General features: G+C 57.0%; 13 protein-coding genes. 3 read left to right on the forward strand and 10 right to left on the reverse strand.

Annotated features, from left to right (window positions below):
- Positions 1–127: 127 nt before the first annotated feature.
- The 4 genes from hemG to pepQ are packed head-to-tail and all read right to left on the reverse strand — an operon-like array spanning position 128 to position 4,110.
- Complete coding sequence (hemG, locus tag M2416_RS24890) at positions 128–661, reverse strand: menaquinone-dependent protoporphyrinogen IX dehydrogenase (protein ID WP_259227414.1); 534 nt, start codon at positions 659–661, stop codon at positions 128–130.
- An 11-nt stretch (positions 662–672) separates the two neighbouring features.
- On the reverse strand, positions 673–2,124 hold the full coding sequence (gene trkH / locus M2416_RS24895) for a Trk system potassium transporter TrkH (RefSeq protein ID WP_076948014.1): 1,452 nt from the start codon (positions 2,122–2,124) through the stop codon (positions 673–675).
- 40 nt (positions 2,125–2,164) lie between these two features.
- On the reverse strand, positions 2,165–2,779 hold the full coding sequence (locus M2416_RS24900) for an IMPACT family protein (RefSeq protein WP_076948013.1): 615 nt from the start codon (positions 2,777–2,779) through the stop codon (positions 2,165–2,167).
- Positions 2,779–4,110, reverse strand: coding sequence for a Xaa-Pro dipeptidase (gene pepQ, locus M2416_RS24905; protein WP_259227415.1), 1,332 nt, complete (start codon positions 4,108–4,110; stop codon positions 2,779–2,781). The genes M2416_RS24900 and pepQ overlap by 1 nt, the downstream gene beginning before the upstream one ends.
- Positions 4,111–4,302: 192 nt before the next feature.
- Between pepQ and fadB the strand changes: the two genes are divergently transcribed.
- Together fadB and fadA are read left to right on the forward strand one after the other, a co-directional pair.
- Positions 4,303–6,492, forward strand: a complete 2,190-nt coding sequence (gene fadB, locus M2416_RS24910) for a fatty acid oxidation complex subunit alpha FadB (RefSeq protein WP_259227416.1) — start codon at positions 4,303–4,305, stop codon at positions 6,490–6,492.
- 9 nt (positions 6,493–6,501) lie between these two features.
- Entirely contained in the window at positions 6,502–7,665 is a 1,164-nt protein-coding gene (gene fadA, locus M2416_RS24915) for an acetyl-CoA C-acyltransferase FadA (protein WP_041143527.1), read from the forward strand.
- Between the two features lie 234 nt (positions 7,666–7,899).
- On the opposite strand, the gene fre is transcribed toward fadA, so the two are convergent.
- Both fre and ubiD read right to left on the reverse strand, forming a co-directional pair.
- Positions 7,900–8,601 carry an NAD(P)H-flavin reductase gene (gene fre, locus M2416_RS24920; RefSeq protein ID WP_041143526.1) on the reverse strand — a complete coding sequence of 234 codons (702 nt, stop codon included), beginning with the start codon at positions 8,599–8,601 and terminating at the stop codon, positions 7,900–7,902.
- A gap of 55 nt (positions 8,602–8,656) precedes the next feature.
- On the reverse strand, positions 8,657–10,126 hold the full coding sequence (ubiD, locus tag M2416_RS24925; protein ID WP_041143525.1) for a 4-hydroxy-3-polyprenylbenzoate decarboxylase: 1,470 nt from the start codon (positions 10,124–10,126) through the stop codon (positions 8,657–8,659).
- 177 nt (positions 10,127–10,303) lie between these two features.
- Between ubiD and rfaH the strand changes: the two genes are divergently transcribed.
- Positions 10,304–10,792 carry a transcription/translation regulatory transformer protein RfaH gene (gene rfaH, locus M2416_RS24930; protein WP_041143524.1) on the forward strand — a complete coding sequence of 163 codons (489 nt, stop codon included), beginning with the start codon at positions 10,304–10,306 and terminating at the stop codon, positions 10,790–10,792.
- A gap of 8 nt (positions 10,793–10,800) precedes the next feature.
- On the opposite strand, the gene tatD is transcribed toward rfaH, so the two are convergent.
- From tatD to tatA, 4 genes are read right to left on the reverse strand one after another with little or no spacing between them, the layout of a single operon-like run.
- Positions 10,801–11,595 (reverse strand): 3'-5' ssDNA/RNA exonuclease TatD, encoded by a 795-nt coding sequence (gene tatD, locus M2416_RS24935; RefSeq protein ID WP_259227417.1) that lies wholly within the window; start codon positions 11,593–11,595, stop codon positions 10,801–10,803.
- Positions 11,596–11,622: 27 nt separating this feature from the next.
- Positions 11,623–12,396 carry a Sec-independent protein translocase subunit TatC gene (tatC, locus tag M2416_RS24940; RefSeq protein WP_041143522.1) on the reverse strand — a complete coding sequence of 258 codons (774 nt, stop codon included), beginning with the start codon at positions 12,394–12,396 and terminating at the stop codon, positions 11,623–11,625.
- Positions 12,397–12,398: 2 nt separating this feature from the next.
- Complete coding sequence (gene tatB, locus M2416_RS24945; protein WP_259227418.1) at positions 12,399–12,935, reverse strand: Sec-independent protein translocase protein TatB; 537 nt, start codon at positions 12,933–12,935, stop codon at positions 12,399–12,401.
- A 3-nt stretch (positions 12,936–12,938) separates the two neighbouring features.
- A complete protein-coding gene (gene tatA, locus M2416_RS24950; RefSeq protein ID WP_259227419.1) occupies positions 12,939–13,190 on the reverse strand; it encodes a Sec-independent protein translocase subunit TatA in 252 nt (83 codons plus the stop codon).
- Between the last annotated feature and the right edge of the window lie 56 nt (positions 13,191–13,246).

Below are 13,246 nucleotides of genomic sequence, written 5' to 3' on the forward strand. Positions count from 1 at the left end.
GCGGCCTGTAAGCCGTTGTTCCGTGTCAGTGGAGGCGCATTATAGGGAGTTCTCCGACGTTGACAAGCCCTGTTTGCAAAAAACTTTTCAACCGCTCAGTTTGCCATCATCACGGTGATTTTATCCGCTATTTGCTGCTCATTTGTGCGATCTCTCGCGCAAAATTAGCGACCTGCTGCCAATCGGTATAGACCACTTCTTTACTGGTATCCGTTTCACCGCCGGTCATCTTCATAATCAGGCGGATCATTATGCGGTCGTACCAGCTATAGCGCGGATAGCGCAGCGCCCCGGCAAACACCGCGCTACGCTGCGGCTGCCACGGTGAACCGAGCAGAAACTTGCGCGTATAGCTATTGGTTTGCGGAGTACGCTTCTCTGGTTTACGCGCCACGAGGTTAACCGAAAAAAACGCACCGGGCAGCGCGTTCAGCGACTGCAGGTGCTTCTTCACGAAGCGGTCAACCGCAGGATGGAAGTGGCCATAGCGAATAGATGCCCCAATCACCACGCGATCGTAGTCGTGCCATGCAACCGCATCGGCGCGGTTAAGGTTGAGGGTGTCCGCATCGACGCCCAGCTCTTTCAGCTCGGATGCCAGAAAGGAGGCAATTTCACGAGTCTGCCCGTCACGGGTGGAAAATAGAATCAACGTTTTCACAAATACTCCAGCTATTCACGCCAGAAAGTGGGAGTAAACAGCACCAACAGGGTGAATACTTCCAGACGACCAAACAGCATATTAGCAATCAGGATCCATTTTGCGACCGGATTCATCGTCGCAAAGTTATCCGCCACGACGCCCAGGCCCGGCCCCAGGTTATTTAAGGTTGCGACGACCGAAGCAAATGCGGAGAAGTCATCGACGCCGGTAGCAATAATCGCCAGCATACTAATGATAAACACCAGCGCATAGGCGGAGAAGAATCCCCATACTGCTTCGAGGATGCGTTCCGGCAGCGCGCGGTTGCCCAGCTTGATGCTGTACACCGCATTTGGGTGTACCAGGCGTTTCAGCTCGCGGTTCCCCTGCTTAAAGAGCAGCAGGATACGAATAACCTTCAGACCACCGCCCGTCGAACCGGCACAGCCGCCGATAAATGCCGAGCACAGCAGCAGCACCGGAAGGAACAGCGGCCAGCGCGCAATGCTATCGGTGGTGAAGCCTGCCGTCGTGGCCATTGAGACAACCTGGAAGAACGCCTGGTTCAAGGTGGTTAACGCGGAGCTATAGACATCATGCAGCCACAGCACCAGCGTACAAATCACCACCAGCGTCAGCTGTACGCCAATAAACATGCGGAATTCGGGATCACGCCAGTACACCTTCAGGCTTCGTCCGCTGAGTAATGAAAAGTGCAGGCCGTAGTTACAGCCGGAGATCAGCAGGAAGACCGCGATAATCGAGTTAATCGTCGGACTGTCAAAGTAGCCGACGCTGGCGTCATGCGTGGAGAAGCCGCCAATAGCGATGGTCGAAAAGCTGTGACCGATGGCGTCAAACGCCGGCATCCCGGCAAACCACAGCGCCAGCGCGCAGGCGACGGTCAGCAGAACGTAGATGAGCCACAGCGTTTTTGCCGTTTCGGCAATTCGCGGGCGCATTTTGTTATCCTTCAGCGGCCCGGGCATCTCCGCCCGGTACAGCTGCATCCCACCGACGCCGAGTATCGGCAGGATCGCGACCGCCAGCACAATGATCCCCATCCCGCCAAACCACTGCAGCATCTGGCGATAGAAAAGGATGGCATGAGGCAGCGAGTCGAGGCCAACCAGCGTGGTTGCGCCCGTGGTGGTGAGGCCAGAGAAGGATTCAAAAAATGCATCGGTTACCGTCAGGTTTGGCTGCTCGGCGAAGATAAACGGTAGCGCACCGACGCTGCCCAGCACGGTCCAGAAGAGGACGACGATCAGGAAGCCCTCGCGGGATTTCAGCTCACCCTTTTCACGGCGGTTCGGCCACCATAGTAGAGAGCCAATAGCTAAAGCGGCGAAAAAGGTCTGGGTAAACGCCCGCCCGGCACCATCACGGTATATCAGGGCCACTAATCCCGGGAGGATCATGGTCCCCGAAAATAAAATGACCAGCAGTCCAACGATTCGGGTAATCGCGCGAAAATGCATCTCTGGCGCTTCCTTTGATATGCAAAAAATCAGGTGGGGATTATTCGTCAATCTTCAGTAATTGCAACGAGCCACGGCTAAAATCAGCCAGTTTTGCTGAAAATGACGCCACTTCAGCTTGAGGAAGCGCAACACGCAGCTGGACGAACGCCTGATATTCGCTTTCGACAATGTGCCCTGCGAACTGGGCCAACAGCGCTTCAACACCGGCTAATTGCCCGTATTCACACTGCAAAGTATATGCGGTCAGCGGCGTCTTGCGCTGCGTTGTCAGCTGAGCAAGCGCCTGGTGTACGCCACCGCCATAGGCCTTCACCAGACCACCGGTACCCAGCAGAATACCGCCGTAGTAACGCACTACGACGGCAGTTATCTCACCGACACCGTTGCCCATAAGCTGTGCCAGCATCGGTTTACCTGCCGTTCCCGCCGGTTCGCCATCGTCGGAGAAACCCAGCTGCTGTGAATCATTCGGCGGCCCGGCCACCCACGCCACGCAGTGGTGGCGAGCGTCCGGGTGATCCGCTCTTACTGATTCAACAAACGCCTTTGCCGCCATTACGCCATCGGTATGCGCCAGTAGCGTAATAAACCGGCTCTTCTTAATCTCTTCGACAAAGCTCACCGGCGCGGCCGGTATCAACCAGCTGTCCATCAGGCCAGCTTCAGATCACGCGTCATATTTTCGACACTGCTTTCATGGATAACGACGTTATCTTCGATACGAATGCCGCCAAACGGTTTCAGCGCTTCAATTTTCTGCCAGTTGAAGTGCTTGCTGAACTGCCCTTCGCGCCACGGCGCCAGCAGGGATTCAATAAAGTAGATACCCGGCTCGATGGTCAGCACCATACGCGGCTGGATCACGCGCGTGCAGCGCAGGTACGGATATTTAGACGGCGCCGCCAGATGGGTACCGGAATCATCCTGCATAAAGCCGGCGACATCATGCACCTGCAGGCCCAGCGGGTGGCCGATGCCGTGAGGCATAAACGGCCCGGTCAGGTCGTTTTCGACCATCGCCTCTTCGCTCATGTTGGTGACGATCTGATGTTTACGCAGCAGCTTAGCAATGCGCTGATGGAACTGGACGTGGTAATCCACGTAGCTGGTGCCGACTTTCAGCGTGCTAATCAGCGCCAGCTGCTCGTCATTAACGTCCTTAATCAACTGGGCAAAGTCGCTATCGCCGTGCGCGGCCCAGGTGCGCGTGAGATCCGCCGCATAGCCGTTATATTCCGCACCGGCATCGAGCAGGAAGCTGCGCGCTTCCGCCGGCGCGCGGTGATCCAGTTTGGTGTAGTGCAGCACGGAGGCGTGCTCATTGATCGCCACGATGTTGCTGTACGGTACATCGGTATCGCGGTGGCCGGTCGCGGTCAGATAGGCCTGGTTGATATCGAACTCGCTCATTCCGGACAGGAAGGCTTCATGCGCCGCCCGATGACCGTTGATCGCTGATTTCTGCGCTTCGCGCATGCAGGCCAGCTCGTAATCCGTTTTATAGGAGCGGTAGTAGTGCAGATAGTCGATAACCCCTTTCGGGTTGATTTTATCCGCGGCGATCTCTAACCCCAGCGCGCGCTCAGGGACCGGGCCGATATAGCCGATGTTGCCGCGCGCCGCCGGGAGCTGGCTACCGATACCATCCGCCTTCGGCAGCGCAATCACGTCCACCTCTTCGGTCCAGAATGAAGTCGGCAGCGGCTCAACGTTATGCCAGTAATCAACCGGCAGGTAGAACCACAGCTTCGGCTTATTGACGCCATCCACCAGCAGCCAGCAGTTAGGAACCTGCGTGACGGGCACCCACGCTTTAAACTGCGGATTGACCTTGAACGGGTAGGGATGATCGTCAAGAAAAACGTTAACCAGCTCACCGGAGTGAATCAGTAAGGCATCGAGCTTAAAGCGAGATAAAACATCACGGGTACGTTCTTGTAGGGTAGCAATATGGTTTTTATAGAGCACGGCTAGTGATTCCATCTATTTATCCTTTGATTTTATTAGATCGTGACTCTCCGCATCTTAGCACATCGACTTCAGGCAGGGCGATTTCCGCCGGGTGTGATCCGACCAGCATTTATTTAAAGACTTGTTTGCAATTCTTTAACATAAATCCCACACTCCGATTCATCTGGTACGACCAGATCATATTGCTGGATTCAGGAGACTGACATGCTCTACAAAGGCGACAACCTGTACCTCGACTGGCTGGAAGATGGCATTGCCGAACTGGTGTTCGATGCCCCCGGCTCGGTGAACAAGCTCGATACCGCAACCGTAGCCAGCCTCGGCCATGCGCTGGACGTGCTCGAAAAGCAAACAGATCTTAAAGGGCTGCTGCTGCGCTCTGAAAAAGCGGCCTTTATCGTCGGTGCCGATATAACCGAATTTCTCTCCCTGTTCCTGGTCCCGCAGGAGCAGCTGAGCCAATGGCTGCATTTTGCCAATAGCGTTTTCAACCGCCTCGAAGATTTACCGGTGCCCACCGTTTCAGCGGTCAACGGCTATGCGCTGGGCGGCGGCTGCGAGTGCGTGCTGGCAACGGACTATCGTCTGGCCACGCCGGACCTGCGCATCGGCCTGCCGGAAACTAAGCTGGGCATCATGCCGGGCTTCGGCGGTTCAGTGCGTATGCCGCGTCTACTCGGCGCCGATAGCGCGCTGGAAATTATCGCTGCCGGCAAAGACGTCGGTGCGGATCAGGCGCTGAAAATCGGCCTCGTCGACGGCATCGTCAAGCCAGAGAAACTGCGCGACGGCGCGCTCAGCATTTTACGCCAGGCCATTAGCGGCGATCTCGACTGGCAGGCGAAGCGCCAGCCGAAGCTGGAGCCGCTGAAGCTCAGCAAAATCGAAGCAGCCATGAGCTTCACCATTGCGAAAGGCATGGTTGCCCAGACCGCCGGGAAACACTATCCGGCGCCGATGACCGCCGTCAAAACCATCGAAGCTGCCGCCCGACTCGGCCGCGATGAGGCGCTGAAGCTGGAAAATCAAAGCTTCGTCCCGCTGGCGCACACCAAAGAAGCCCGCGCGCTGGTCGGCATCTTCCTCAACGATCAGTACGTCAAAGGCAAAGCGAAGAAGCTCACCAAAGACGTTGAAACCCCGAAACAGGCCGCCGTGCTGGGCGCCGGGATTATGGGCGGCGGTATCGCCTATCAGTCTGCCTGGAAAGGCGTGCCGGTCATCATGAAGGATATTAACGACAAATCGCTGACGCTCGGCATGAATGAAGCCGCCAAGCTGCTTAACAAACAGCTTGAGCGCGGCAAGATTGACGGCCTGAAGCTGGCTGGCGTCATCGGCACCATTCAGCCAACGCTGGACTACTCTGGCTTTGAGCGCGTGGACGTGGTCGTTGAGGCCGTTGTCGAAAACCCGAAAGTGAAAAAAGCGGTGCTGGCTGAGACCGAAGGCAAAGTGCGCCCGGATACGGTGCTGGCTTCCAACACCTCTACGATCCCGATCGGTGAACTGGCGGACGCTCTGCAGCGTCCGGAGAATTTCTGCGGTATGCACTTCTTTAACCCGGTGCACCGTATGCCGCTGGTTGAAGTGATTCGCGGCGAAAAAACCTCGGACGAGACGATTGCCAAAGTGGTGGCCTGGGCCAGCAAGATGGGCAAAACGCCGATCGTGGTTAACGACTGCCCCGGTTTCTTCGTCAACCGCGTGCTGTTCCCCTACTTCGCCGGCTTCAGCCAGCTGCTGCGCGATGGCGCGGACTTCCGCAAGGTCGATAAGGTCATGGAGAAGCTGTTCGGCTGGCCGATGGGCCCGGCGTACCTGCTCGACGTGGTCGGCATCGATACCGCTCACCACGCGCAGGCGGTGATGGCCGCCGGCTTCCCGCAGCGCATGCAGAAAGATTATCGCGATGCGATTGACGCCCTGTTCGACGCAACCCGCTTCGGCCAGAAAAACGGCCTTGGCTTCTGGCGCTATACCCAGGACAGCAAAGGCAAACCGAAGAAAGAAGAGGACGCGGCCGTTGACGGCCTGCTGGCGGACGTAAGCCAGCCGAAGCGCGATTTCAGCGACGAAGAAATTATCGCCCGCATGATGATTCCCATGGTCAACGAAGTGGTGCGTTGCCTGGAAGAAGGCATTATCGCCAGCCCGGCGGAAGCGGATATGGCGCTGGTTTATGGCCTCGGCTTCCCTCCATTCCACGGCGGAGCCTTCCGCTGGCTGGATACGCTGGGTAGCGCAAAATATCTCGATATGGCACAGCAGTATCAGCACCTCGGCCCGCTGTATGAGGTGCCGGAAGGTCTGCGCAGCAAAGCACGCCATAACGAACCGTATTATCCTCCGGTAGAACCAGCCCGCCCGGCGGGTGTTCTGAAAACGGCTTAAGGAGTCACAATGGAACAGGTTGTCATTGTCGATGCAATTCGTACCCCGATGGGCCGTTCAAAAGGCGGCGCGTTTCGCCACGTGCGTGCGGAAGATCTCTCCGCGCACCTGATGCGTAGCCTGCTATCGCGTAATCCAGCGCTCGACGCGACCACGATTGACGATATCTACTGGGGCTGCGTACAGCAAACGCTGGAGCAGGGTTTTAACATCGCACGTAACGCTGCACTGCTGGCGGAGATCCCGCACTCGGTGCCCGCGACAACGGTTAACCGCCTGTGCGGTTCATCGATGCAGGCGCTGCACGATGCGGCGCGCATGATCATGACCGGCGATGCAAGCGTATGCCTGATTGGCGGCGTGGAGCATATGGGCCATGTGCCGATGAGCCACGGCGTCGATTTCCACCCGGGCCTTAGCCGTAACGTCGCCAAAGCGGCCGGCATGATGGGCCTGACGGCAGAGATGCTGGCGCGTCTTCACGGCATCAGTCGCGAAATGCAGGACCAGTTTGCCGCACGCTCCCACGCTCGCGCATGGGCTGCGACGCAATCCGGCGCCTTTAAAAATGAGATTGTCGCCACGGGCGGTCACGACGCCGACGGGGTACTGAAATCATTTAACTATGATGAAGTCATTCGCCCGGAAACCACCGTAGAGGCGCTGGCCGCGCTGCGCCCCGCCTTTGATCCGGTCACCGGCACCGTCACGGCAGGCACCTCTTCCGCCCTCTCCGACGGCGCTGCCGCCATGCTGCTAATGAGCGAGAGCCGCGCCCGGGAGCTGGGGCTGAAACCCCGCGCCCGCGTACGCTCAATGGCCGTTGTTGGCTGCGATCCGTCCATCATGGGCTACGGACCGGTTCCGGCCTCAAAGCTGGCGCTGAAAAAGGCCGGACTGAGCGCCAGCGATATCGACGTTTTTGAAATGAACGAAGCGTTTGCCGCGCAGATCCTGCCGTGCATAAAAGATCTGGGCCTGATGGAGCAGATCGACGAAAAGATCAACCTTAACGGCGGTGCGATCGCCCTGGGCCACCCGTTGGGCTGCTCCGGCGCGCGTATCAGTACCACGTTAATTAATCAGATGGAGCGCAAAGACGCGCAGTTTGGGCTGGCCACCATGTGCATTGGTTTAGGTCAGGGGATTGCGACGGTATTTGAGCGGGTTTGATTAAAGAGTTAATCCCTGAATAATTCCTGCGGCATCGCGGCGGTAACCAGGTAAATCCCCGGCAGCATAGATAACTATGTGACCGGGGTGAACAAGGCCAGCCAACAAAGAGACCGCGTGAATTATGACGGGGAGGGGGTTTAGTTGCCGTTCTTCCCGCCTGTCAGGGGCGGGTTTTTTATTTCTGCAATTCACCATCAGCCGCCCCTTCCCGTAAGAACGGGGCGCCGATAATCAGATAAACGCGAAGGCATCGCCAAACAGGCGATCTTCACGCGCCTGACGCTCGTTACAGAACAGGTCGCGGGCAATTTTAGCCATCTCGAAGCGACCGGCGATGTAGATATCATGCTCCGCCAGGGTGCCGTAATCCTGCAGCACCGCGGTCAGCACGGTTCCGGAACGTCCGCGCCACTCCTCTTCCGGCTGTTCAACAACCGGCTCGATGCGCAGGCCAGGATGCTCAATGCTCAGCGCTTCCAGCTCAGACAGGTCGTAGAGGTGCTTCGCCTCGCGGCCGCCCCAGTAGATGGCAATATCGCGATTCGGATTGCGGGCCAGAGCCGTTAACAAAATGGAACGCACGTATGAAAAACCGGTTCCCCCGGCAATGAGAATGAGCGGACGATCCTCATCTTCACGCAGCCAGGCTTCGCCATGCGGGATATCAACCTCGATCTCACGCTCTTTCAGGATGCGATCCATGACCGCCATCGCATACAGGTTTAGCTCAGAAGCGCCGATATGCAGTTCAATAAACTCCTGTTCCGCTGGCGTAGAGGCCATAGAGAACGGACGCTTATCGCGCTCATCCATTACCACCATCAAATACTGGCCGGCGCGGAAAGAGAAAGCCGCTTCTGGCACTAATCGAACGCGATACACGGTATCGGTAATCGCCTCCACCGAGGTCACTTTACAGCTTAAGGTTGTCATGCGTCCCCTCTGTCGGGTCTATAGAGCAAAACAGCGGCGTTAGCCCCGCTTACTGTTATTTAAAGATAGCCAGCTCGTCCCAGATGGCGTCGACGCGCGCCGTCACCTCAGGATCTTTTTTGATTGGGCGGCCCCATTCTCGCTGGGTCTCGCCTGGCCATTTGTTTGTGGCATCCAGCCCCATTTTTGAACCCAGGCCGGAAACCGGCGAGGCAAAATCCAGATAATCAATTGGCGTATTTTCTACCAGTACCGTATCACGAGCCGGGTCCATCCGGGTAGTAATCGCCCAGATCACATCGTTCCAGTCGCGCGCGTTAACGTCATCATCGCAGACAATAACGAATTTGGTGTACATAAACTGGCGCAGGAAGGACCATACGCCCATCATCACGCGTTTAGCATGTCCGGCGTACTGTTTCTTCATCGTGACGACCGCCAGGCGGTAGGAGCACCCTTCCGGCGGCAGGTAGAAATCGACAATTTCCGGGAACTGCTTTTGCAGAATCGGCACAAAGACTTCGTTTAGCGCCACGCCTAATACGGCAGGCTCGTCGGGCGGTCTTCCGGTGTAGGTCGAATGGTAAATGGCATCTTCGCGTCGGGTGATATGGGTCACCGTAAACACCGGGAAGCTGTCCACTTCGTTGTAATAGCCGGTATGATCGCCATACGGCCCTTCCGGCGCCATTTCACCCGGTTCAATATACCCTTCCAGCACAATTTCAGCGCTGGCGGGTACTTCCAGATCGTTAGAAATACACTTCACGACTTCCGTTTTCGTTCCGCGCAGCAGGCCGGCAAAAGCGTACTCTGAAAGGGTATCGGGAACCGGCGTCACTGCCGCAAGAATGGTCGCCGGGTCGGCGCCGAGCGCCACGGAGACCGGGAAACGCTCTCCCGGATGCGCCGCACACCACTCCTGGAAATCCAGCGCGCCGCCGCGATGGGATAGCCAGCGCATAATCAGCTTATTTTTGCCAATCAGCTGCTGGCGATAGATGCCCAGGTTCTGCCGCTCCTTATGCGGGCCGCGGGTGACCGTCAGCCCCCACGTAATCAGCGGCGCGGCATCATCCGGCCAGCAGGTCATAATCGGGATCTGCGTCAGGTCGACGCTCTCGCCTTCGATAATTTTCTGCTGACAGGGAGCGCCGCGCAGGCGCTTAGTCGGCATGTTCAGTACCTGCTTGAACTGCGGCAGCTTATCGAAGAGATCGCGAAAGCCTTTTGGCGGCTCAGGTTCTTTGAGGAAAGCTAACAGCTTGCCCACCTCCCGCAGCGAGCTAACGTCTTCCTGCCCCATGCCCATCGCCACGCGCTTAGGCGTGCCAAACAGATTACACAGCACCGGCATGGTGTAACCTTTAGGATTTTCGAATAGCAGAGCCGGGCCGCCGGCACGTAAAGTGCGATCGGCAATTTCGGTGATTTCCAGATGAGGATCGACCGGCAGGGATATCCTTTTCAGTTCCCCCTGCTGCTCCAGTAATGTCAGAAAGTCGCGTAGATCGTGGTATTTCATGGAGTTGTTATTGACCTCTATACAGGCGGCTGATTATACGGTGTTCGCCGGTGCCATGCTGTACTTTTGTTAAATTAGCGTGAAAGAATATAGAATTTTAGTTTTCACTTATAATGGCTTTCGCGATCGCTCCAGGCTTTTGTTATGCTTGCTACTAATCGAGTGGAAAGAGTTATTATGCAAGCCTGGTATTTACTGTATTGCAAGCGTGGGCAGCTTCAGCGCGCCCAGGAACATCTCGAACGGCAGGCGGTCAATTGCCTGATGCCGACGATCGCACTGGAAAAAATCGTCCGCGGTAAACGCACTACGGTCAGCGAACCCCTGTTCCCTAACTATCTGTTTATCGAATTCGATCCGGAAGTTATCCATACCACGACCATTAGCGCTACGCGCGGCGTGAACAGCTTCGTTCGTTTTGGCGCCCAGCCGGCTACCGTACCGTCGGCGGTTATCCATCAGCTCTCTATCTATAAACCGGAAGGCATTACGGATCCGGAAACGCCGCATGGCGGCGATAGCGTGCTGATTACCGACGGCGCGTTCGAAGGCCTGCAGGCGATCTTCAGCGAGCCGGATGGCGAAACGCGCTCTATGCTGCTGCTGAACCTGCTTAACAAGCAGGTGCTGCAGAGCGTCAAAAATACCGACTTCCATAAAATCTGACCGCGCGGCTAAAAGCGAACGCCAAAGAGCGTTCTGGCGTTGGCATCCGTCACCGCCTCCAGCCGCTGAGCCTCCTCCCCGCGCCAGCCCGCAACTCGGGTCAGAATGTGTGGCAGGTGCACGGGCTCATTGCGCCGGGAATTGGGTTTAGGGCTCAGGTCTCGCGGCAGTAGATAGGGCGCATCGGTCTCAATCAGCAGGCGATCGGCCGGGATTTCCGTCAGCAGATTGCGCAGCTCGAGGCCGCGACGCTCGTCGCATACCCAGCCGGTGATCCCGATATACAAACCTCTCTTCAGACACGCGCGTACTTCATCACGGCTGCCGGTAAAGCAGTGCAGCACGGCGCCGGGCAGCTTATCCAGCCACGGCGAGAGCAGCGTCAGAAAGAGCTCGTGGGCGTCGCGGCAGTGCAAAAATACCGGCAGCGAAAGCTCGGCCGCCAGCGCCAGCTGGGCGCTAAACGCCGCTTCCTGCTCCGCCGGAGTCGAAAAGTTACGGTTGAAATCGAGACCGCATTCGCCGATTGCCACCACTTCCGGCCTGCGCGCCAGCTCGCCGATCGCCGCCGCGACCGACTCCGTCCAGCAGCTGCTGTCATGCGGGTGCACGCCTGCGGTTGACCAGCAGCGGGAATAGCGCCGCGCCATCTGCTGCGCCTGTTCACTTTCATGGAGATTGGTGCCGGTCAGCAGCATGCCGGTCACGCCGGCTGCCTGAGCGCGGGCAACGACCTCATCACGATCGCGAGAAAACTGTGAACTGGTCAGATTTACGCCAATATCAAACATCGCCCCTCCCATATGACAACCGCCCTGACGGGCGGTTAGTTACTCTTCTTTACTGCCCGCTTCTTCGGCGGCGGCATCTTCATCGCGCGTCAGGCGTTTTCCGGTGTAGAAGCGGGCGAAGAAGACTCCAACTTCAAACAGGCAGTACATCGGAATCGCCAGCAGCGTTTGCGAGAATACGTCCGGCGGCGTCAGCAGCATACCCACAACGAAGGCGCCGACCAGCACATAGGGCCGTTTCTTGCGCAGATCGTCCGGCGTGGTGACGCCCATCCAGCACAGCAGCACGATGGCCACCGGCACTTCAAACGAGACGCCAAAAGCGATAAATAACGCCATGACGAAGTCGAGATAGCTGCGGATATCGGTGGAGACCTGCACGCCTTCCGGCGCCGCGTGCGTCAGGAAGCCAAACGCCAGCGGGAACACCACAAAGTAGGCGAAGGCCATACCGATGTAGAACAGCAGCGTGCTGGAGACCAGCAGCGGCATCACCAGCCGGCGTTCATGCTTATACAAGGCCGGCGCCACAAACGCCCAGACCTGATAAAGAATGACCGGCACCGACAAAATGACCGAGACCATAAATGTCAGCTTGATCGGCGTAAAGAAAGGAGAGGCTACGTCCGTGGCGATCATCGTCGCGCCAACCGGCATCTGCCGGATAAGCGGGGCCGAAACCAGCTGATAGATGTCGTTGGCAAAGTAAACCAACGCCAGAAAAATCACCAGAATCGCGAGAATGCTGTTGATCAGACGCTTACGCAGCTCAATCAGATGCGAAATTAGCGGTTGAGTATCGTCTACGCCCATGTTTACGGTTTATCACTCGATGCGGGGGAGGAATCGGTAGCTTTTACGGCAGCCTTTTCTTTGGCTTCAGGAAGCTCACTCGACGGCGTCAGCGGCTCATCGACAGCGCTGGCTGGCGCATGAACCGGTGCGCTGGCCTGGCGTTCAGCCGTCGCTGGCGTGATGTCCTGGCGCTGTTCTTCGCTGCCTTTCACCACCGGGTTATGGATAGTGTTCGCTTCGTCGCTGGCTTTCTCAGGATCGTGCGCGGAATAGGAGCGTTTCATGGATTCGGCGGCTTCACGCAGCTCGTCCATTGAGGCCTTCAGCTCAGGCGTCAGGTTATCCAGGCTCGCCTTTTCGACTTTCTTCAGGCTCTCCTGAAACTCCTGCAGTTTTAGTTCCTGAGTGATCTCATTTTGCACGGTGGCCGCCAGCGACCGCAGCGTGCGGATCCAGCTAGCCACCGTTTTTACCGCTACAGGCAGTCGCTGTGGCCCCAGTACGATGAGGCCAATCACAAACACCAGCAGTAGTTCACTAAAACCGATATCGAACACGAATTACACCTGCTCTTTGTCGTGGCGTTTTGTCTCGTCTTTTTTCGCATCATCCTGTTTATCAGCGATAGATTTCGCCGCGAAATCCGCGTCCGGAGTCCCGTTTTCAGCTTTTTCATCATCACTCATAGCCTTTTTAAAGCCCTTGATGGATGCGCCTAAATCCGATCCCAGCGAGCTCAGCTTTTTTGTCCCAAAAAGCAGAACGACGATGACGACAACAATTAATAACTGCCAGATACTGATACCACCCATACACATTCCCCTATGACAGATGATGAATTAATGGGACGCATTATACACGTCATCCT

Source organism: Klebsiella sp. BIGb0132, assembly GCF_024810075.1.
Classification (GTDB): Bacteria; Pseudomonadota; Gammaproteobacteria; order Enterobacterales; family Enterobacteriaceae; genus Klebsiella; species Klebsiella terrigena.

Excerpts from the sequence above, each read along its gene's own strand:
- pepQ (WP_259227415.1), bottom strand. The coding sequence starts at position 4,110 with ATGGAATCACTAGCCGTGCTCTATAAAAACCATATTGCTACCCTACAA.
- tatA (WP_259227419.1), bottom strand. The coding sequence starts at position 13,190 with ATGGGTGGTATCAGTATCTGGCAGTTATTAATTGTTGTCGTCATCGTC.
- rfaH (WP_041143524.1), top strand. The coding sequence starts at position 10,304 with ATGCAAGCCTGGTATTTACTGTATTGCAAGCGTGGGCAGCTTCAGCGC.
- fadB (WP_259227416.1), top strand. The coding sequence starts at position 4,303 with ATGCTCTACAAAGGCGACAACCTGTACCTCGACTGGCTGGAAGATGGC.
- fre (WP_041143526.1), bottom strand. The coding sequence starts at position 8,601 with ATGACAACCTTAAGCTGTAAAGTGACCTCGGTGGAGGCGATTACCGAT.
- tatD (WP_259227417.1), bottom strand. The coding sequence starts at position 11,595 with ATGGGAGGGGCGATGTTTGATATTGGCGTAAATCTGACCAGTTCACAG.
- tatC (WP_041143522.1), bottom strand. The coding sequence starts at position 12,396 with ATGGGCGTAGACGATACTCAACCGCTAATTTCGCATCTGATTGAGCTG.
- fadA (WP_041143527.1), top strand. The coding sequence starts at position 6,502 with ATGGAACAGGTTGTCATTGTCGATGCAATTCGTACCCCGATGGGCCGT.
- M2416_RS24900 (WP_076948013.1), bottom strand. The coding sequence starts at position 2,779 with ATGGACAGCTGGTTGATACCGGCCGCGCCGGTGAGCTTTGTCGAAGAG.
- trkH (WP_076948014.1), bottom strand. The coding sequence starts at position 2,124 with ATGCATTTTCGCGCGATTACCCGAATCGTTGGACTGCTGGTCATTTTA.
- ubiD (WP_041143525.1), bottom strand. The coding sequence starts at position 10,126 with ATGAAATACCACGATCTACGCGACTTTCTGACATTACTGGAGCAGCAG.